Below are 21,967 nucleotides of genomic sequence, written 5' to 3'. Positions count from 1 at the left end.
CCGGAGGTATGTATAATTGCATCTCTTAAATCTGACAGAAAACCCGACAACATATACCTGTAATGTCTATTATTTAAAGAGTGAATTCAGTTCAGTTCCTTCAAATAATACGATAATAGATATAGGGCGGGATGAGATAATCTTTGAGAATTTCAGTAATATTGAGGTAAATCCCGGGAGAAAACTGATAGATCAGATAATAATCACACATAATCACTATGACCACACAGCCCTGTTAGAGATTGTAAAAAAGGAATACTCTCCTGTAGTCTATGGTTTCTCGCCTTTCATCAAGGGGGTTGATGTCATACTGAAAGGAGGAGAATCCCTTCTGATTGCAGATAAATATTTTGAGGTGATACATACACCGGGGCACACCCAGGATTCTGTCTGCCTGTACTGCAAAGATAATGGATATCTGTTCGTAGGAGATACTCCGGTGATAGTCAATCCGGGTGAGTGGACATTTGAGGAGAATTATGTTAGGGCGATGGAATATCTGTGCAGAAAAGATGTATCAAAGATCTTCTTTGGTCATGGTCCCCCTTTAGAGAATAACTGTAATGAGCGGTTGAAAAAAACACTGAAGGTAATAATGAACAGCAACATTAAACCCGGCAGCCAATAACCTGCACAGGGATAATTGCGGGCATATGTGGCAGCAAATATATTGTTCTGCACATCAGTCAAAATAAATTTATTCTGGTTTTTTGAATAAATCTATTCCTGAATTAATCTTCTCATTTTTTCTTCAGTCAGGTCCGCAGAAACTCCGGATATTATCAGGGGTCTGTTTTTATCATCCCATTCTACAATTTTTCCGGAATTTGAGTACCAGGTTACCGAACCGTCATCTGAAATGACTCTGTGCGTTGAACGGTAATATGGGACTGAACCGTTAATATGATCTTCAATTGCCTTTGTGACTTTTTCGTAATCTTCCGGGTGAAGAGATATCTTCCATGGTATCTTTACTTTCTTCAATCTGTAATCAGAACCCTTTATCATCCTGTTGACGGGATAATAAAATGTCATCATCTCATTTTTCAGATTAATTTCAAAAATTGCCATGTTAACAATATTTAATGCAAAAGCAAGGTGCTTCTGTGTTTTTTCCATTTCATCATCAGTTTTTATTCTGAGAAGGGTTCCGTTAAGAATTTCTGAGGCAGATTCAAGAGTGTTTCTGGTCGAATCCGGGATATTATCAAATTCCTTTGAGAACAGGCAGAATATTCCTGCAAGGATATTATTATACTTTACAGGAACTATTGCTACAGATTTATAATCATTTAATCCATGACTGGCATTGTCATTTGTGAGAGGATTTTTTATGCTGATATATTGCGGTTCTGCGCCTGAATATTTTAGATTAATTTCCGGATGTGACTCAATATTAGTCAGGCATTCTGTTTCACCGTTATCCAGTCCATAGGACGAAAGAAAACTGAATTTATCGTTATCACCATCATATATGTAAAAGCATCCGGAATTCAGGCCAGTATATTTTATTGCATTTTTCAGGCATAGTTCTGCTGCCTCTTTTAATCCGGAGACCTGTGCAAGTGAGTTCAGAAGTAATTTCTGGAGTTCAAAGTCTTTTTTAATCTGAATTTTTTCAGATATGTCTGACTGTAGTCCGGACATCCGTATAGGTGTACCATCAGAACTTCTTGAACTGACCTTTCCTATTGCATACATCCAGACATAATAACCGTCTCTATGTCTCATTCTGTATTCGGCCTCATAATAATCATTTAGGCCACTGAAATGATCTTTCTGGGACTGAATTACATGGTCAAGGTCTTCGGGATGAACTCTGGCAGCCCATAAGTCAATATTATCACCCATATCTTTGTGGCTGATGCCAAGCATCTCAGTCAGTTTCCGGCCAAATACTACTTTATCTGTTATCAGGTTCCAGTCCCAGAAGACATATTTTGATCCTTCAATAGCGAGATTTAATCTCTCTTCAGTCTCTTTTCTCTCTGAAATTTCTTCAATCAGTTCTCTGTTTATGGCCTGAAGTTCATTTGTACGTTCTCTTACAAGTATCTCAAGATTTGAATGGTACATTTTAATCTGTTCTTCTGCACGTTTAAGTTCGGTAAAGTCCCTGCCCGCCATCTGAAATTCAGTTAATTTCTGATTTTCATCAAAAATTCCTCTGATTTTCCACTGTTGCCATGAAATTTCACCTTTTGGGAGAACGACCTGTATTTCTTCTGTAACAACCGGATTATCAGCGGTGAACTCTGATAAATTGTCTGATATTATTTTATTCAGATTTAACGGGAGAAATTTACGTCCGATAAGTTCGTCAGGATTTTTTCCTCTCATCTCACAATAGGCACGGTTGGCATAGGTAAAAGTTCCGTCAGGCAGTACCCGGCATATATATTCTGTCTGATCTTCAACAATTGCCCTGTAAAAATCCTCACTTTTCTCATTTATGGTCTTTGAATCTACAGATGCTGTTTTATCGATTAATATCAGGCATAATCCTGCTCTTCCGTCTTCAAGAACAACAGGCAGGAGTACAGCCTTAAAATAATAATTATTTCCGTTAAGTAGTGTATAAAGATATTTTACGATTTTACGCCCGTTAAGGGCATTTTTATAATGCAACTCAATTGTTTCGTCCAGAAGAAGTTCAATTCCCAGTTCATCGGGTTTTTTCCCGACAATTACTTCAGGTACAGGTCCTGCAAGCTGTCTGAATTCTATGTTTACCTCACAGACTCTCATTAATTTATTGAAATATACCTGCGGGTGCGGGCAGAAGTTCTTCAGAACTGAACTTGGAACTCTTTTTGATTTATAATATATTTTTGCAGGACCTATCTGTTTTATTTCAACATCTCCTTTCATCAGAAGCACACGCAGGTGTCGGGCAATGGTATCTCTGTTAAGATTCAGTTCGGATGCAATATCTTTAATGATTACTCCGTCAGGATTTGACTCAAGGATGTCAAGGATTAAGTATATTTCATCATCATCGTTTTTCATATCAGGTTCAGCTCACAATTTTTGGACAGGCATCGTAACGTTGTGCGTCGTATAATATGTAGATATACTTTGTATCAATTAAGTTTATTGCCATTCTTTCATATTAAAATATATTCTGCGTCAGGATTTACGACGCACACCGGATCTAAAAACTCCGGAAATAATTTCATATGGAGGCAGAGAAATGGGAACTAATAACACGGATACATCAGGATATGATTCTGAATTCATAGGATATAATCCGGATATGTCAAAGGAAGATTACATCAGAGAGAATGCAGATTTAAAAATGCAGCTCAGTCTTGCCAATAATTTTATTCAGTCTATCTCAAAGGGTGAGAATATTGAAAAAATAACTGAGATTTACTCCGGAAATACTGAAATATTAAAAGAAAGCATCAATGAAACCGGAGAGATCATAAATAATGTTTTATCTGAACTGAATATACTGACAAAATCAGCAGTTGAGGGAAAACTTGATGCCAGAGGCGATTCCGGGAAATTCCCCGGAGGGTGGGGAACAATAATCTCCGAAGTTAATAAGACGCTTGACGCAGTTATCGGCCCGCTTAACGTATCGGCAGAATATGTGGAGAGGATAAGTCGTGGTGATATCCCTGAGAGGATCACCGATACCTACAACGGAGACTTCAACGAGATCAAGAACAACCTTAATCTCTGTATTGACGCTGTAAACCTCCTGGTTGAAGATGCCGGTATGCTTGCAAAAGCCGGCGTTGAAGGCAGGCTTGATACAAGGGCCGATGTCTCCAGACATACCGGAGACTTTGCGGCAATTGTTAAAGGTGTAAACGACACCCTTGACGCAGTTATCGGCCCACTGAATGTATCGGCAGAATATGTGGAGAGGATAAGTCGTGGTGACATTCCGGAGAGGATCACCGATACTTACAACGGTGACTTCAACGAGATCAAGAACAACCTGAATCTCTGTATTGACGCTGTCAATCTCCTGGTTGAAGATGCCGGAATGCTTGCAAAAGCCGGCGTTGAAGGCAGGCTTGATACAAGAGCTGATGCCTCCAGACATTCCGGAGACTTTGCCGCAATTGTTAAAGGTGTAAACGATACGCTTGACGCAGTTATCGGCCCGCTTAACGTATCGGCAGAATATGTGGAGAGAATCAGCCGTGGCGACATTCCGGAGAGGATCACCGATACTTACAACGGTGACTTCAACGAGATCAAGAACAACCTGAATCTCTGTATTGACGGACTCGGAGGACTTTTAGAGGCAGATAAGATATTACAGAATATTAAACTAAATGACTTTACTGAAAAGACAGAAGGCAGTTATTCCGGTATTTTTAAGGAAGTCTGTGATGCTTTAAATGATGTCGTGGATCATAACATCTATGTTCAGGAGACTGTTTTACAGATTGCTGACGGAAATCTTGAAAGACTTCCGGCCTACCGGTCTATAGGCAGACGTTGTGAAAATGATAAACTCCTGCCTGCATATATTTCTATGATGGGCAACATTCAGCTTCTTGTTGATGACACACGCGAATTAACTGAAGCTGCTATTCAGGGCAGACTTGATGCCCGTGCTGACTCATCTAAGTTAAATGGTGAATATAAAAATCTCATTGAAGGTGTAAACGATACGCTTGACGCAGTTATCGGCCCGCTTAACGTATCGGCAGAATATGTGGAGAGAATCAGCCGTGGCGACATTCCGGAGAGGATCACCGATACTTACAACGGTGACTTCAACGAGATCAAGAACAACCTGAATCTCTGTATTGACGCTGTCAATCTCCTGGTTGAAGATGCCGGAATGCTTGCAAAAGCCGGCGTTGAAGGCAGGCTTGATACAAGAGCTGATGCCTCCAGACATTCCGGAGACTTTGCCGCAATTGTTAAAGGTGTAAACGATACGCTTGACGCAGTTATCGGCCCGCTTAACGTATCGGCAGAATATGTGGAGAGAATCAGCCGTGGCGACATTCCGGAGAGGATCACCGATACTTACAACGGCGACTTCAACGAGATCAAGAACAACCTGAATCTCTGTATTGACGCTGTCAACCTCCTGGTTGAAGATGCCGGAATGCTTGCAAAAGCCGGCGTTGAAGGCAGGCTTGATACAAGAGCTGATGCCTCCAGACATTCCGGAGACTTTGCCGCAATTGTTAAAGGTGTAAACGATACGCTTGACGCAGTTATCGGCCCGCTTAACGTATCGGCAGAATATGTGGAGAGAATCAGCCGTGGCGACATTCCGGAGAGGATCACCGATACTTACAACGGTGACTTCAACGAGATCAAGAACAACCTGAATCTCTGTATTGACGCTGTCAATCTCCTGGTTGAAGATGCCGGAATGCTTACAAAAGCTGCAAAAGAGGGAAGAATTACTGTAAGGGCTGATGTTTCACGGCATTCCGGAGACTTTGCCGCAATTGTAAAAGGAGTAAATGAAACCCTTGACGCAATAGTGGAACCGGTTAAAAAAGTAATTGATATTGCAAACAGAGTCGGTGTCAGCATCCTTGACACCAGCAAAGGCATAGGTGAAGTAACCAGAGCCATAGAGCAGGTTGCAGTCAACACCCAGCAGACAACCGATGATTCAAGAAGGCAGATAGAGTTTATTGAGGATGTTGCAAGGGAAATATCTGATCTCTCAGCCTCAATTGAAGAGATTGCAAGTACATCACAGGAGGTCAAAGTATCTGCCGAAGGAGTTACATCACTGGGACAGGAGGCAAAAAAACTTGGAAATGTTGCAAATAACAAGATGCAGGAAGTAGAGAAGATTTCGTTGATGAGTGTTGAAGAGATAGATGCACTCAACCGGAAGATGGTTGAGATCAGCAATATAATTAAACTGATTACCGACATCTCTAACCAGACAAATCTCCTTGCATTAAATGCTGCAATTGAGGCGGCAAGGGCCGGAGAGCACGGACGAGGGTTTGCAGTCGTTGCAGGAGAGGTCAGAAATCTTGCAGGAGATTCAAAGAAAGCAACTGACAGTATTGAAAAACTTATCACCGGAATTCAGAGTGACAGTTCAAAAACAGCGGAGTCTATGAAACTGGCATATAATGAGATTCAGTCCGGCATTGAAAGCGTCAATGAAACAATTATTGCCTTAAACAGCATGGTGAACGGTGCTGAAAATGCCGGCAGGGCAATAAATGAAATTGCAAAAGCCACTGAGGATCAGGCAGATGCCACAAACCGTGTAATGCAGACGATGGAGAAGACAACACAGGTAACTCATAACAACATGAAGAGAATCGAAGACATTGCTGCACTGACTGAGGAAGTCTCCGCCTCGTCTGAAGAAGTTGGAAGCGGTGCGGATGAAGTCGCAGGGATGGCAGAGGACCTTAAAAAATCGGTTGATGTCTTCAAAGTATGATCTGGAGGTGTAAATTATGTCATCACCAATAGATGTCGTTGAATTTGAACTTGGAGGGGAATTATATGCCCTTGACATCAATCTTGCCCGTGAAATAGTAGAGATGATGCCAATAACACCTATTCCGAGATCAGCAGATTACATATCAGGAATAATTAATCTCAGAGGCGAGATAACAAATATTGTAAATCTTGCAAAATTGCTTAAACTGCCTGAAAAAGCTTCTGAAAACAGAAACATCATTGTTTTAACAGATGCATACAGCAAAGGGTCAAAAATAGGAATTATCGTCGATTCAGTTCACAGTGTAATGCAGATATCAGAGGAGGATGTTGAGCAGATCAATGAAAGTATGGCATCCGATTTAAACACTTATGTTAAGGGAATTATTAAAGTGGGTGAAAAAAATGGATTTTCTGAGCAGCACGGGAACTACAGCAGTCTGATAATATGGCTTGACCTTGCCAGAATACTGGAGGAACTGATTATAATGACGAAATATAACGGAACATCTACAGCCGGAATGGCGCTATAGTCTTTTTCCCGGACAAATTATATTTTTCCTGCTGTAACTGCCTGTTCAGACTTCACCAAATTCCATATTCCATGAATCATAGGTTTCAAGATCGTCCTCAGTAACAGGAGATTTAATCTTATCAAAGGCAGCCTTAAAATCATCATTTTCAAGGGGCCTGACTTTCAGGGTTCTTCTGTTAAGTTCTTCAAACGGAAGTTCAGCAAGCCTGAAGAGTTCAGGATTTTTTTCATGCACCATATTCCATATCGCCTGCTGGCAGAGGCTCTGAATGTCTCTGCCGGAATAATGGTTTAGAGCAGACATCTCTGCAATCAGATCGAGATTTACTCTCTCTGTTCCCGGATCGGAGGCATGTATCTTAATTATTTCTTTAATTGCCGGAGGGTCCGGAAGGCTTACATAAATTCTTCTTGGAAATCTTGAAAGAACAGCCTTATCAAGGTCCCATGGTGTGTTTGTTGCAGCAAGGGTCAGAACAAAACGGTCATTCTTCTTATCTGAAAGCCCGTCCATATTTGTCAGAATTCCGGAGAGCAGCTTCGCCGATGCCTCAGATGTGCTTTCACTTCTGGACTTTGTCAGTGAGTCAAACTCATCAAAAAAAACAATAGACGGCTCTTTTTCCTTTGCTGAATTATACAGTGCGGATATCAGTTTTGAGGATTCCCCGAAATACTTTGATAATATGCTCTCTGATTTCACATCATAAAATGATGCTCCCAGACTGCCTGCTGCTGCTGATGCAAGCAGAGTCTTGCCTGTACCGGGAGGGCCGAATAAAAGCACCCCCTTCCAGGGTTTTACTGAAGAAGGCCTCTTTAATCCTGCAATGACAACAGTTTCCATCAGCAGCTGTTTCACCCTGAAAAGCCCACCTATGTCATTCCATACAACCGTGGTTCTGGTCAGGCAGGACTCCGCTCTGGCTCTGAACTCTGACAATTCAGAGATATTTTCAGATTCTGATGAGATCTCCGGTGAAGTAAGACCGGCATCTCTTTTTTTTACAGTGGTTTTGCCGGCCGGAGGAATATTTTTTGAGACTGCATCCCATTTTTTCGCAGCGCTGAGATAATGATCCCTCTGTGACGGGTTGTTCTCCGCCATTTTAATCAGAAGGTTACTGATATGTATCGCCTTTTCAGATACAGCAATGCGGTCTCCGGTGCTTAGGGCAGTTTCATAATCATCTCTCGCTTTTACAATTTCATCAGAGAAAATACCGCTCAGATCAACCTTCATTATCAGAATACCATTTACATCATTATAAGGCCGGAATTTTCAACATATTTCACAATGTGCCCGTTTTCATCAGCAAAGCTGTAAAAATGCCGCTTTATCTGGAGATAATCGTCTCTGTTTTTATCAAAGGATGACTCAAGGGAGCACCATCCAAGAGCAGCAATATCCTCTTTTATCTTCTTTTCGACTTCACCTTTCAGCCTTGATTTCTGCTCTTCCAAAAGTTCCGGATTGCAGAGTTTTGAGAAGATACGGGAGAAAGAATCGTCTGAGTTATATGACATAAGGCCTTTTTCAGGGTCGTAGAGACAGACTGATATACTTCCGCCGTAACTGTTCCGTGCACTGTTATTTCCGGTTATGATAGACCTGCATTTCTCATCAAAACCTGTCGGTGAGGCCGCAAATAAAAAGGCCCGGATTCCGTTCCCGTTGCAGTCTGACCTGATGTTATCCATTATAATATTTAGGTCTTTTAGCCCTGCCGGCAGACAGTCACAGGAATACTTTGCATATTCTGCCTGTCTTGATACATAGGCAACATAAATCCGGACTTTTTCTTTTCTGCCAAATATCTTCTTTTCGATAAGATCTATCTTTAGCGAACTGTTCCTTGGAATATTGAGATAATCATCTACAGAAAGATTGAATCTCTCCCTGAAATACTCAGGCGGATTCACCTTCTCCTCACGGATTCCACAGACTCTGTATCTCTTTTCAACCGATGAGACAAAATCAGAGAATTTATGACCAAATCTGTTCAGGAGATTGATCTCATACTGTCTGGCTTCCCCGGAAGTCACATATCTGCCGGGATTTTCAGCCAAATTTTCTTTCAGATTTTTATCCGGTACGGCCATTTTTAACCTGTCTCTTAAATCTTCTATATCCTCTTTGCAGCGGGATATCTCTTCATCCCTTCCTGTTAATTCATCTGAGAGTTCATCTTCCCGGCATTTGAGTTCGTCAGAGATCTTTTGTCTCTCGTTTTCACCGGCAACATCAGCAATTCTTCTGCCTTCATCCTCCCAGATTCTGATAAGCTTTACAAGATAATCCGAATCGATGATCAGATCCGAAACTGCTTCATTTATCCTGGTTTTTATTTCACCCCATTTTTTATGGAAGAAATATCTGAGAGATGGCCTTATTTCAGTGGAGTCAAAGATTTCATCAAACTGCGAATCGCCAAAGAGATAGTAATTTCTCAGAATTTCCATTACATCACTCTCTTTTTTGATTATCTTCTTCTTTAAGTCTTCAGAGGAGTAAATCCCGATAATTCTCATCCGCTCAAAATGTTCATATGCCCTGTACTCAGTTCCCGAAAAGATATCAGTTACAGCTTCAGCTCCTTCGTCTTTAAATGTGGCTGAGAGGCAGAGAAGTGAGGCATCAAAGATTCCTCTGAAATGTATATCAAGGTCATCCAGCACATCCCCGCATTCTCCGTCAATAAATCTCTCTCTGTTGATCTTTATCTGATTCCAGAGCAATAATCTCTTTTCTGCCGGCTCATGGCGGATGAAAAGACCCTCACTAAGCACCTGCTTAGACGGTTTTGCCAGTCTGTTTATGCATGCCGGATCTTCACTGTTCATCTAAAAACCCCCAAGAAAAGTTTTCATCTCTTCATCAATCCTGTCATGGAGAAATTTTGCAGAGCTGGCATACCCTGATATTTTGATCCTGGTTTTGGAACCTGCTTCTGAATCTGATATTGAAATCTCTATCCTTGCCTGGCCTTTCTTTGTTGAGGCAGCATACCGGATAATTCCGTTTTGCCTGAATTCATAGTGGGCATTTATCTTGGCCATTATGTAACCCAGAAATTTTTCAATTACGTCGCTGCCGGCAGAGGAATGATATATGAGCACTTCTTCACGTGCTCTTATCTCAGGTTCATGCATGTCTGCCTCAAATACCCTGACCTGCTCTCTTCCGGTATCAAGTCTGGAGTAAAGGTCATCCAGAAAGGAATCAATATTCTTATCCTTAAATCGTATTATTATTCCTTTCTCACGGGTTATGTCCGCTTTATCACGCCATCTCTCTATTGCATAATCTATTCGTTTGCGTTCGGCATCGGAGAAGTAATCCACGAACACAATGTAGTCCATATTATTTATTCGGCAACAGGACATATATAGTTATCTCCACATAGGATGTAGTCAAAATAAATTATAAATTTTATATCCATTTTGGAGAAATATTTATTATGTTGTAGAATCAATATGGTGAATGGTGATTGAACTGAGTATCTTTACAGCACTGCGTAAAAATCCGGTTGACAGACTAAAACCCGGGGATTTGAGGGAGGAGGAACTTAAACTTAAGAGCCGGATAAACAGGCTCAGAAAGGAGATTGACAGGATTGAACGAGATAAGAAGTTAAAATTTCAGGAAGGTGTAGGGTCCGATCTCATCCGGAAGAAGATGCTTATACAGGAGCTTAAACAGCTTGATATGGAAGCAAAACTGAAGGTTAAAAATTTCATGGCCCTTCACAGGCAGTTTATGTTTGTCTCCAATCTTTTGATCATAAAGAAATATGAGCGTGACCTGAGGAAGACTGAGGTCTGGAAGAAGATTCAGAATATTTCACCTGACGACTTTGAGGGGGCACTTATACGGGTTAATCTCTCCGGTAAAGGATTTGAGGGCATTATTGATGATTTAAACCAGATATTTTTCATGGATGTGGCTGAATCCGGCGCAGATCTTGATGAAACTGAAAAACAGCTTATTGAGGCGTGGAGCAGTGTTGAAACCGGTTCAGTCAACATTGAGGATGCAGAATGTCTCCTCTCTATTGAGAAGAATCTCGAAAAAAGCCTTGAGGAAGATAACTGAGAGGAGCTGAATATTTATGAGAATTTTCCAGTTTAAAGGCCGCAATAAAGAACTCTATGAGCTTCCGCTCAATGTCTTAAAAATCCGTGATGCTCATCTGTCAAAAAAATCTGATGAACTCAGGTACGAAATATTCCTGATTGAGGATCGTATCAAAGAATTATACCGGGAAGCAGGAAATTCAAAGAGTGAGAGTGAAGAGGTAAGCATTGCCAGGCGGATTGAATCGCTGATATACAGAAGGGAGGTAAAACTCAGTTCACAGATGAGTCTTGAAAATGAATCACGGGCACTTTCAAATCTTATTGTTTTAAAAGAGCATGAAATCACTCTTAAAAATGCCGGTGTCTGGAATAATCTCTCAGCAGCAAAACCTGAAAAACTTGAATTATGGCTTAATAAAATGAACCTGAGGAATAAGGATCGAAATGGTATCATAGGTGAGATTATCAGTATAACGTCTGAATCCGCAGAACTTACAGACGAAGAGAGCGGCGGGGATCTCGATTATATCCTCAAAAATATAAAATCTGTCCGTAAAGGAGAATTAGATCCTGAAGATGCCATTCCCGGAGAAATGTATGATAATTTCCGGACATAGCCGGAGATACCAGATTAATTTTCTTTCAGATATTACTGAAAATCCTGGTATAATCAGATATGGGTTGATAATCATTTATTGGCTGATCTGGATTGATGATCAGATATTGTCTGGTGTGAGTTATATCCGTGAAAATCTGAATGTCCGGGAATGAAAAATTCCGCCGGAAAAATTGAGGGATAAAACCAGGAGAAGGAACCGGGAGAATGGAACAGATATGAATAGTTTATGGGAAGGGCAAATATTGAGCAGGAGTGGAAAAATATCTGAATATTCACTTCTGATGTTTAAGCCGTATTTTTTCCGGCAGTTAAACGGGTGGATGAGGGTATTTGCAGGGGGAATCTGTTAAAAGGGATATCTTCACCGGAAAAACCCTGAAGTACGGTCTGTCTGACAGACCGTACCTTCGCAGATATAAAATAGCGACTCAGCCGTTCAGAATGAATTCTAATGCTGCTTTAAGGGGGATTAATGCTTCATCCAGAATTACATCTGAAATGCGACTGTCAAAATGGGGGATAAAGTGGATTGCTGAGAAGAACGGATTATTGTACTGTTTTTACTGATTGCCTGAGCAGGAGATCTCCGGTTCTCTCTCAGTTATTCATGTCCCGGGGAATTTCAGGTTTCCTGAGACTTTTTTTGGTCTGCCGGATATTCAGAATTCATGATTCAGGTCACGTAGAAATAAAATTCAAAAATATTATCCTGACTGGAGCATAAACGACATATATAAGTAATACGGGGATTTAAAATGCCGGTCAGATATTTCAGGGGGAGAAGAGGTGAGCACTTTCATGAACGTGAACAGATAAAAGAAGTTGCAGCTATTCTTGAAGACGAATTCAGGGATGAAAATGTATTTCTTTTAACCAATATCAAACTTGCAAAAGCTGAGATAGACAGCATAATTCTGACAGCGGACGGCCCCGTAATTCTTGATCTGAAAAACTACTGCGGAACTGTTTATGGTGATGATTACCCACAAAAACCCTGGAAAGTGGTTACAGATTCCGGGGAGGAGACTGAACTTCACAGAAACCTCTTTGATCAGCTGATAACCCAGAGGGGGGAGTTTAACCGACAGTACCAGAAGATAAGGGAGAAGCATTTTGGATATATTGACGAGAGAGAAGCAGGAAGGATAGCTGCATGGGGATACTTCAGAAAAGGCAGTACTTACCCTGAAGGTCAGATAGATATGTGGGCATATCCCTGGTTTGCAGTTGTTACAGCTGAATCTCTTGCTGAAAGACTCTGCTACAACAATACCGGGTATGAACTTCTCGATGAAGATCTTGAGATCATCGTTAAAGAACTTTATCTTGAAGAATATGACCTTGAATCAGATAAAAAAACCGAAATCTCCGGGGAAATGGCAGAAGATCCAGAGGAGAGAGAAAACGATGACAAAACAGGGTTTTGCCGGCATGAAGATGAAGGATCTGATATATTACCCGTAAAAACTGAAGAGAATATAATATATTCAGATGACGGATTCAAATCCGGGAAAGATGACATTTTTAAAGAGAACAGCCCTGAAACTACCAGAAATGATAAAATTTTCATCCCTTCATTTAAAATCCCGGAGGACAACTCAGATGAACCCCCCGTTGCTGAAGGATTTACAGTAAAAGATATCACTGAAAAGCCAAATCCACTCTCTGATGACCAGAGAGAAGCAGTATTGTCTGAAAGCAGAAAAGTAAGGGTTATTGCCGGAGCCGGCACTGGCAAGACTGAAGTAATCACGAGAAAGATACTTCACCTTTTATTAGTGCAGAAAGTTCCGCCTTCATCCATTGTGGCATTCACTTACACAAAAAAAGCTGCCCGAAGTATGAAGGGCAGGATTTATGAACAAATTAAACAACTTGCCGGAGAAGAAGCCTGTGCCAGACTGGGTGATATGTACATCGGTACAATCCACGGATACTGCCTTAAACTTCTTCAGCAGAACTGCGGCTACAGAAATTACACCGAACTTGACGAACATAAAGAAATGGCCTTTCTTCTCAGGACGGGCTGGAAATTTCTAAATACTGACAGGGGCAATTATGCAGCCGAATGTCAGAAATTTCTCGATTCACTGAATATCTATTATTCTGAACTTGTTGATCCTGTCAAACTTGAACAAAAAGCACCTCAGTTTTCAGAATGGGTAAAATCCTATGAAAAAGAGATGACAGGATTTAAGGTACTGTCCTATAACAGAATGGTTGATCTTGCTGTCAGCCATATAACAGAAAAACCCGAAATTGTACGAAATGTAAGGCACCTTATAGTCGATGAGTACCAGGACATAAACCACGCCCAGGAAAGACTCACGGAGCTTATTGGAAAGGAGGCAAATCTCTTTGTAGTGGGTGATCCAAGGCAGACAATTTACCAGTGGAGGGGTTCGGATGAGAAATGTTTTGAAAATTTCGGGAGAGATGCAGAGTCAGTATCACTCAGTAAAAACCGCCGCAGTGGATCAGAGATCATAAACTTCTCAAACACAATTGCAAAGGAATTTGTTAAAAATTATGATGACCTCGTTTCGGCACGTGAGTCGGAATCGGGAGTATTAATTATAGAGAACAATAATGATTTATCGGAGGCAAAATGGATTGCAAAACAGATAAAAATGTATGTAAAATCCGAAAAATGCAGGTACAGGGATTTTGCAGTCATTTTAAGGTCTGTAAAAATATCTGCGCCATTGCTTATAAAAACATTCAGGGAAGAAGAAATTCCGGCGATAATCGCCGGAAATGTAAACCTCTTCAACAGTCCGGAGGTAGAGGGCATTGCCAAAATTATAATCTGGCTGGATAAAGACGGCTATTATAAAAAGAAGAAGTGGGACTCTTTCATCAATGGCGATGACCTGCTGTCATCCGGAATTTCAGACTGGAGAAGAGCCACCGGAGATATTCTCTCCAAAAATTATGACATTAAAATCCATGCATTAAAAAAAGCTGTTCTGTCCGGATGTTTTCCAAACCTGATTGACTTTTATTATATCCTTCTTGAAATTCTGGGATATAAATACCTTGACCCAAAAAATCAGGATGAATACTCAATAATCGCAAACCTTGGCCGGTTCTCAGGACTTCTAAACGATTTTGAATCTGCAAACCGCCTGGGAGGCTCACGCTATCCGGTTAAGAGAATACTTTCATGGCTGACTGAATATATCAATGCCTATGCCTCTGACAATTATGGCGTTCAGTCTTCCGATGACGTAAAATCTGCCGAAGCTGTTCAGATTGTAACAATACATCAGGCAAAAGGGCTTGAATGGCCGATAGTCTTCGTTCCTTCAATGAATCAGGGGATATTCCCTTTAACAGGGAAAGGAGAGATTAAAGAGAAATTTATCCCATCAGAGCTTTATGACGCAGAAAGATATGAAGGAAGTATGGAGTCAGAGAGAAAACTCCATTATGTCGCCTCAACAAGAGCAAAGGATCTTCTTGTTCTCAGCTATTATGCCCACCATAACAGCAGGAGAAAAGAACCAGGACTGTTTATAAAAGATGCACTCAAAACAGGTGCATTGCCGTATATAAACGAGATGGATAATCTTCCGGAGATGACAATATCATCATCACAGGAGAGTGATGAAAATCTTACCTATACTGTCGGAGAACTTGTAAGTTACAGGAGATGCCCGCATATGTTCAGGCTTCATTCTGTTCTTGGATATCAGTCCGGGATTGCAGAGATGATTGGCTATGGTAATGCCCTTCATCATTGCCTTTATGAAGCTGCTGAAGAGATCAAAAATGGCAGTCATCCCGTCAACGCCGTTGCACGCTCGGTAGATTCACGATTTACAATGCCCTTTGTAAATGAAGAAAAGCTTCAGAAAATTAAATCTTCTGCAAAAAAACAGCTTGCAAGGTTTGCAAGTGAAAATGAACAGGATATGAGAGTCATTAAATATGTTGAATCAAAAGTAGAGTTTCCTGCCAACGGCACTACAGTTTCAGGAAGGGCAGATATTATCCTTAAAGACGGTGAGGGGATTGAGGTTCGGGATTACAAAACCTCAGACACTGTTGCAACTGATGAAGAAGTTGCTTTTCAGGTTCAGTTATACTCTCTTGGTTTTAATGGTGCAGGTGAAAAAGTAAATTCCGGTTCTGTGGCCTACATTAAGGACTGTGTGTTCAAAGATGTCGATGTCAGCGATGAAAGCCTAAGCAGTGCAAAAGATATTGCTGTTGACTATATACAAAAGATCGGACGTCAGGAATTCAGTCCAAATCCGGGAGACATCTGCAGGAGGTGTGATTATAAGTCCATATGCAGATGGAAGAAAGGAGATATTGATCATCCGCGATTTTATGGTATAAATAATGACGGAAAATATGGCCGGGGATATGGTTTGGCTGGTGAAAATTACACTGGGAACAATGAAACCAAAAGCAGAAACTATATGGAAGGGGGAGATCTGAAATATTCACCAAAGAATACCGGAACCGGAAATGCTGCCGATAAAAGCAATAATACGGAATCCGGAAATTATAGTAAGATTTCTTCTGCATGTGATGAACTGCTAAAAGAACTGCACAGCGCCAACCCTCACTCTTCACTAAAAGCACTCTCTGAACTGAGGAGATATACTGACGGGGAGGCAGAAATTAAAGCAAAAAGATTATACGAACAGATTGAATTGAGAATTGACAGTAATATCCCCATCCTTCCGGCTAAGATAATCTCTGCCGGAGAAGCCCTTGTTGATATGCTGCATAATAAATAATGGTTCTATGCCGTGTTGTAATTAATTTCGCACATATGTTCTGCATTCAGTAATCCATTCCCCTATGAAAACTTCTCCAATGAAACATCACACTGTTTCATTCATCATCTGTGAACCAGCCGGTTCATGAGTGACTATTTTTATCCATCATCCATGACTATTATTCACGACTGACTTTTTTTTACTTATGCCCTGCGTGCTTTGATTGTTTAAAATGCATTTCCTTTGATATGGGTTATTATATATCAAAAGTGACACGCATAAACCGGACATTTATGTTTGAGAAAAATCCACATATATGGTACATTTAAAAAAACAGATGTGTATTCATGAGTAAAAAAAGGGGAGAATATTTGATTTCAGTACTTATTATAGATGATAAACCTCCTGTCTTTGATATTGAAGAAATTGTCACGGATAAAAAATATCCATTCAGCCTGAAAATAATTACAGATATTCAGGAAGCCCTGAATGAAATAAAGAATAATAATCCTGATATAGTTATAATCAACAGCAGGAAAAACGGACTTAATGTTCATGATTTTTTAAGGGAAATAAAAAAAGAAGTCAGACCACCCCCGCATATAGTATTGATCTCCGGTTTTAAACCGGAATTTATCGGGGAATGTATCAGTCACGGGCTGAATATTCACCTGATAAATGAGGATAATACAGACGGGGAACTGAGAAAATTAAAATCATTTCTCAGTAAATATTCTGAAGTTTATGAAGAGAGGAATAGTAAATCATTGAGGAATGCAAAATACAGGTCACTTATAGAATCAATGGATGATTCAATTTATATGGTTGACTCTGACTGCCGTTACCTTTACATGAATAAAAAGCACCTGATGCGTCTTGGGAGATCGAGTGAATTATACCGTGGAAGAAGATATCAGGATTTCCATACCGAACCTGAGTATGAAAAGTTTTCCGGGATTATCAGCAGTATCTTTGAAACCGGAGAAATCTTCAGGGAAGAATATGAAGATGATAAATTCAGGTTCAGAAGAATCTTTACACCTGTCAGCAATATTGAGGATGACAGTGTAGTTGCAGTAAACGTTGTATCCGTAAAAACTGATCCGGCAGAGAAAGAAGGGATAAATATTGATGGTGAAGATAAATCGGTCTATGTGGTTGACAGGGAATGCAGTTATTTGTCTATAAACCGGGCACACCAGGAGCGGCTCGGACTGAAACCGGAGCAGATATACTCAGGAAAGAGGTATGAGGAGTTTCATCCGGAAGGGAAGAGCGAATCCTTTGCAGAAATTATAAAAAAGGTATTTTCTGAAGGTGATTATTTCCTTGACGAGTACTGCTGTGGGGAGAACCATTTTTCCAGAAGGTTCTGTCCGGTTAAAGATCCGGAAACTGACAGAGTCATTGCAGTAACTGTCATCTCTTCCAATATAACAAGCCGGAAGATCTCAGAAAAAAGCCTGATTGAATCGAATAAAAAGCTTAACCTCTTAAACAGCATAACCAGACATGACATACTCAATAATCTGACGGCATTGCAGGGTTATCTTGAAATTCTTATGGAAGATTCTCCGGACGAAAAAGACCTGAAATATTTCAGGATTATGAAAAAAGCCTCAGATTCAATACAGAACCAGATCTCTTTCTCAAAGGATTATCAGGACATAGGGGTTGAAAAACCTGTATGGCAGGATGTTGATGAGTTAATAGGAAAATCCTCTTCATTGTTATCTACCGAAAAGATCGCAGTAAAATCAGATTTAAAGGGACTCAGGATTTTTGCTGACCGGATGGTTGAAAAAGTATTTTATAACCTTATCCAGAATGCAGTATCTTATGGTGATACAATCTCTGAGATTAATTTTACTGCAACCGAGGGGTCTGATGAACTGATCATATTCTGCGGGGACAATGGCAGAGGAATTCCGGATGAAGAGAAGATGAAGATATTTCAGAGAGGGTATGGTAAAAATACCGGACTGGGACTATTTTTATCAAAGGAGATATTGTCAATTACAGGAATAACAATTAGTGAAAGTGGAATCTATGGAGAAGGGGCCTGTTTTGAGATTAAAATCCCGCGGCTGGTATATTCATTTAAATGATATAAGGAACTAAAACAGGAAATGCCGGATAAGCAGATGCTTATAGTCACCCTGAAAGACCTGTTTTGTCTCTTAAAAAAAACAAGATTCTTAATAATATCAGTAACAATATCCATATAGTGATTGAGTGGGCAGTATTTTTTGTCCACTATTATATATTATCTGCAATGTTTTAGGGGACGATTAATCATTATATTAAGGATATTTTATGATAAAAGAGCTAAATGATACTCTTTTGGGGAATATACCTGAAAATGACATATTTATAATTTCATATCAGTATGCAGAAGAAGATTATCAAAATCTTACTGCATTCATGGAGAACGAATATGATCCAGATATAATCCTGGACAGGCTTACAAAAGAACGCAAAAGGCTTCAGAAACTTAAATGCTTAAAAGAGATTGTTATTTATTCTGACCGGAAATTCAGCCTCAATAATGAAGAGAGGTTGAGGAGAAAAGAGATTTTAAGGGCAGAAGAGAGATTATTCAGATTCGCCCTGATGAGAGATCAGGGTGTATCTCCAAAAACTGATATCAGCATAAAAGAATTTAAGAGATGGGCAGATATTTTACTTCCTGAAAACAGTGATAAAAGTAAGATCCTTTTAAGCTCTTCTGAAGAATTTATAAGTTCTGCAAAAAGTATCATAGGTTCAGATGATGAATCATTAATCTGGTTATATTCTTACATTCATGAGTTCATTGAAGTCTGCCCTAAAAAATACCTTGAATCCGGAATATTCGGAAAATTTATGAGATCTGTTCTGGGTGTAATTTTCTTTTCAAAGTCGGCTGAAAATCCGGATTACAATAATATTTTAAGACTGTCAGGTTTCTTTGCGGCAACATATCTCTTTGATGATATTCTTGACGATGCAGAATACAGGAAGGAAGAGAAGGAAGAATACTTTCAGAATGTCCTGAATATTTTAAACGCCGGAAATTTTGGTGAAATTGAGTATTCGGCAGATCCCCTTATGAAATTTTCAGAATCGGCATTTACCGGAATATGCAGTATTCTTGATGAAAAAAGAAGCCGGATGGTTGCACAGTCATATATTGCCATTGCAAGAGCAACTGCGGCAGGATCAAACTGGAATTACAGTACCCCGCTAAAAGATAAGGAATTATATTCGGTGGCTGCAGTAAAGGCTGCATATACCAGAGTTATTCCGGCAATACTTGGCGGCTATACAGTTGATGAGAAATTCATGTCGCACTGCATGAGAGGCGGGCTGATATTTCAGCTTACCGATGATCTCAGAGACATCACTGACGATATGGAAGAGGGAAATATAACACCTTTCAACTACTTCTGTTATGGCGCAGTAAAACAGAATATTCACCCATTTGAGATATTCCTTGCAGCAGTAAGCAGGGTCTCTGCTGAAAATCTTAAAGATATTCCGGATGCAAAAGATCTCTGGATAATGAGGATTACACATTCAATCCGGTTATTAAAGCTTAAATCAGGTGAAGATGACCTGAGAGAGCTTTTAACTGAGATGAATTTTCCGGAAGGGAAAATCAGAGATGAAATATCAATGATCGCCGGATGCAGCGATGTTATTATTGACATTGAAGCTGAAACCGCAAAAATATATTCGGATATTGCTGTTAATCTGCGTGGCGGATGGAGTAAAAATCCTGTCTTTGGCCATTGATCACAGTATCTTCTGGGAAATCAGGAATAATTCAGAAAATGAGATGAGGCAGCAATGATTCAGGCAGTACTGGATAACCTTAATGGATATAATGAAGATGAAAGCCTTTATGATGTATCCTACAGATTTCTTCAGGATGACTTTGATGATCTCCTTAAGTATGGCAGGACATCATACAATACGGAAACTGTTATTAATATTATCAAATCTGAGAGAAGAAGGCTTAAAATCCGGTATTTTATAAACAATGCCCTAATATTTTCAGATAAAATATTCAGAACAGACGTGGTCAGTTTAAAGAAATATTCTGAAATGTACAGTGAAGCTGTAAAATATTACAGGTTTGCATCAGTCAGGGACAAAGGAATAATCAGGCAGAATAAAGAGATAAAGGCTTTTAAAAAAGATCTGAGGGCGGGATTTTCGGATTTCAGAAAACACCGGAAGACGGGAGCCGGTAACGGGATTCCTGATACGGAAAAACTCGCTGAAATCTGCTGTGAAATGACAGGGATCTCCGCTGATGAAACTAAAATTATCAGAGATGAGATAACAGAATTTATAAAAAACTGTCCTGAATTATACCTTAAAAGAGGAATTTTTGCAAAATATATCGGTTCCATGTTTGGAGTTGTAAAATATGGCTATGAAAACCGGAGCAGCAGTTTTGTAAAGAAGATCCTTCTTGGATCATGCTATGGCATAACCTATCTTTTTGATGAAATTATAGATGATCCGGGCTATTCTTCAGATGAGAAAGAGAAATATTACAGTAATGTCTCAGCGATACTTATGAGCGGGAGAGGGGAAAAAATAAATCACTCCAAAGATTCTCTGATGGCATTTTCGGAAAAGGCGGTTGTTAAAATGCGTGATGAACTTTCAGAAGAGCGATGGAATATGGTTGCAAAGGCATATTCGGCCATCGCAGATGCTTCTGTTAAAGGTGCGGGATGGCAATACAGCGATATTATATCAGATGAAGAATTATATGTAAATTCAGCACTAAAGTGTGCTTATACGAGGGTAATTCCTGCAATCCTTGCAGAATATACTATTTCAGGTGAATTTCTTACACACTGCCTGAGATCAGGGAATATATTTCAGCTTCCTGACGATCTCCGTGATTTTTTTGAGGATACAGATAACGGAAACATTACTGCCTTTAATTATTATAAGTACGGAATAAATCCCCTGAATTATCATCCGGTTGAGATTCTGATGATGGTGATATCACGCACATCATTTATTGATTATCCGGAATTAAAAGACGCCTGTGAACTCTATATGTCCTGCATATTCCAGTCATTAAGAGCACTTCATGCAAAGAGCGGAGATAAAGATCTATGCGGACTGTTCCTGGAAATGAATTTCCCGGATAATTATATTATCCGGGAATTATGTCTTACAGGCCGGAATTATTGTATGGTTACGGATTTTGAAACCAAAATTGCAGGTATGTGCACTCAGATTTCACTTGATATGAAAAAAGCTGTTCATGAGCAGATGTTCACAGATGATAAGTCTTTTTCTTCATAATAGTGCGGATTATTAAAAATTAAGCAAATGCAGGAAGGCATAGTCATATTTTTCACTTATTTGTGTGTATCTGCCAGACCCCGCAAAAACATAAAAAAGCACAGAATACTCCTGAAATAAACCGCATTTTGAAGTTATATTTTATATCGGTGCGCACTGGGAGGGAAAAACAATTATTCTGGCGTATTTTTGGTCCGAAATATCAGTTATTATTTTTAAATTAAGTCCGGTCCGGCAAAATATTTATCCTGCAAAATTAACATCAGATTTTGAGAA

The 21,967-nt window shown here is 39.8% G+C and carries 14 protein-coding genes; 10 read left to right on the top strand and 4 right to left on the bottom strand.

Translation table 11 applies throughout. The features are described 5' to 3' along the window. The first annotated feature begins 16 nt into the window (after nt 1-16). The gene (locus tag METLIM_RS08995) at nt 17-628 is read left to right on the top strand and encodes an MBL fold metallo-hydrolase (RefSeq protein WP_004077855.1); all 612 of its coding nucleotides are present in this window, start codon (nt 17-19) and stop codon (nt 626-628) included. Nucleotides 629-720: 92 nt separating this feature from the next. Here the strand turns inward: METLIM_RS08995 and METLIM_RS08990 are convergent, their stop codons facing one another. Further along, nucleotides 721-3,009, bottom strand: a complete 2,289-nt coding sequence (locus METLIM_RS08990) for a PAS domain-containing protein (RefSeq protein WP_004077853.1) — start codon at nt 3,007-3,009, stop codon at nt 721-723. A 184-nt stretch (nt 3,010-3,193) separates the two neighbouring features. On the opposite strand from METLIM_RS08990, the gene METLIM_RS15595 reads away from it, so the two are divergent. After that, on the top strand, nt 3,194-6,403 hold the full coding sequence (locus METLIM_RS15595; protein ID WP_004077851.1) for a methyl-accepting chemotaxis protein: 3,210 nt from the start codon (nt 3,194-3,196) through the stop codon (nt 6,401-6,403). Between the two features lie 16 nt (nt 6,404-6,419). Then, nucleotides 6,420-6,938, top strand: a complete 519-nt coding sequence (locus tag METLIM_RS08980) for a chemotaxis protein CheW (RefSeq protein ID WP_004077849.1) — start codon at nt 6,420-6,422, stop codon at nt 6,936-6,938. Nucleotides 6,939-6,983: 45 nt separating this feature from the next. On the opposite strand, the gene METLIM_RS08975 is transcribed toward METLIM_RS08980, so the two are convergent. The 3 genes from METLIM_RS08975 to METLIM_RS08965 are packed head-to-tail and all read right to left on the bottom strand — an operon-like array spanning nt 6,984 to nt 10,303. Then, nucleotides 6,984-8,183: an AAA family ATPase gene (locus METLIM_RS08975; RefSeq protein ID WP_004077847.1), complete on the bottom strand. Its 1,200-nt coding sequence runs from the start codon at nt 8,181-8,183 to the stop codon at nt 6,984-6,986. A 14-nt stretch (nt 8,184-8,197) separates the two neighbouring features. Next, entirely contained in the window at nt 8,198-9,784 is a 1,587-nt protein-coding gene (locus METLIM_RS08970; protein ID WP_004077845.1) for a hypothetical protein, read from the bottom strand. Beyond that, nucleotides 9,785-10,303 carry a hypothetical protein gene (locus METLIM_RS08965; RefSeq protein ID WP_048145794.1) on the bottom strand — a complete coding sequence of 173 codons (519 nt, stop codon included), beginning with the start codon at nt 10,301-10,303 and terminating at the stop codon, nt 9,785-9,787. Nucleotides 10,304-10,424: 121 nt separating this feature from the next. On the opposite strand from METLIM_RS08965, the gene METLIM_RS08960 reads away from it, so the two are divergent. The 7 genes from METLIM_RS08960 (at nt 10,425) to METLIM_RS08925 (ending at nt 21,691) form a co-directional block, all read left to right on the top strand. Next, a complete protein-coding gene (locus METLIM_RS08960; RefSeq protein ID WP_004077840.1) occupies nt 10,425-11,036 on the top strand; it encodes a hypothetical protein in 612 nt (203 codons plus the stop codon). Between the two features lie 16 nt (nt 11,037-11,052). Next, nucleotides 11,053-11,637, top strand: coding sequence for a hypothetical protein (locus METLIM_RS08955; RefSeq protein WP_004077839.1), 585 nt, complete (start codon nt 11,053-11,055; stop codon nt 11,635-11,637). Nucleotides 11,638-11,969: 332 nt separating this feature from the next. After that, entirely contained in the window at nt 11,970-12,206 is a 237-nt protein-coding gene (locus METLIM_RS08945) for a hypothetical protein (protein WP_048145790.1), read from the top strand. A gap of 188 nt (nt 12,207-12,394) precedes the next feature. After that, the gene (locus METLIM_RS08940) at nt 12,395-16,393 is read left to right on the top strand and encodes a UvrD-helicase domain-containing protein (RefSeq protein ID WP_004077834.1); all 3,999 of its coding nucleotides are present in this window, start codon (nt 12,395-12,397) and stop codon (nt 16,391-16,393) included. A 329-nt stretch (nt 16,394-16,722) separates the two neighbouring features. Further along, entirely contained in the window at nt 16,723-18,483 is a 1,761-nt protein-coding gene (locus tag METLIM_RS15590) for a PAS domain-containing protein (RefSeq protein ID WP_004077832.1), read from the top strand. Between the two features lie 208 nt (nt 18,484-18,691). Continuing rightward, a complete protein-coding gene (locus METLIM_RS08930; RefSeq protein WP_004077831.1) occupies nt 18,692-20,152 on the top strand; it encodes a class 1 isoprenoid biosynthesis enzyme in 1,461 nt (486 codons plus the stop codon). Between the two features lie 54 nt (nt 20,153-20,206). Continuing rightward, on the top strand, nt 20,207-21,691 hold the full coding sequence (locus tag METLIM_RS08925) for a class 1 isoprenoid biosynthesis enzyme (RefSeq protein WP_004077829.1): 1,485 nt from the start codon (nt 20,207-20,209) through the stop codon (nt 21,689-21,691). Nucleotides 21,692-21,967 lie beyond the last annotated feature (276 nt).

Source organism: Methanoplanus limicola DSM 2279 (genome assembly GCF_000243255.1).
GTDB lineage: Archaea > Halobacteriota > Methanomicrobia > Methanomicrobiales > Methanomicrobiaceae > Methanoplanus > Methanoplanus limicola.
Note: the sequence above shows the minus strand (reverse complement) of the source record. Positions and strands in the feature narration are given on the sequence as shown.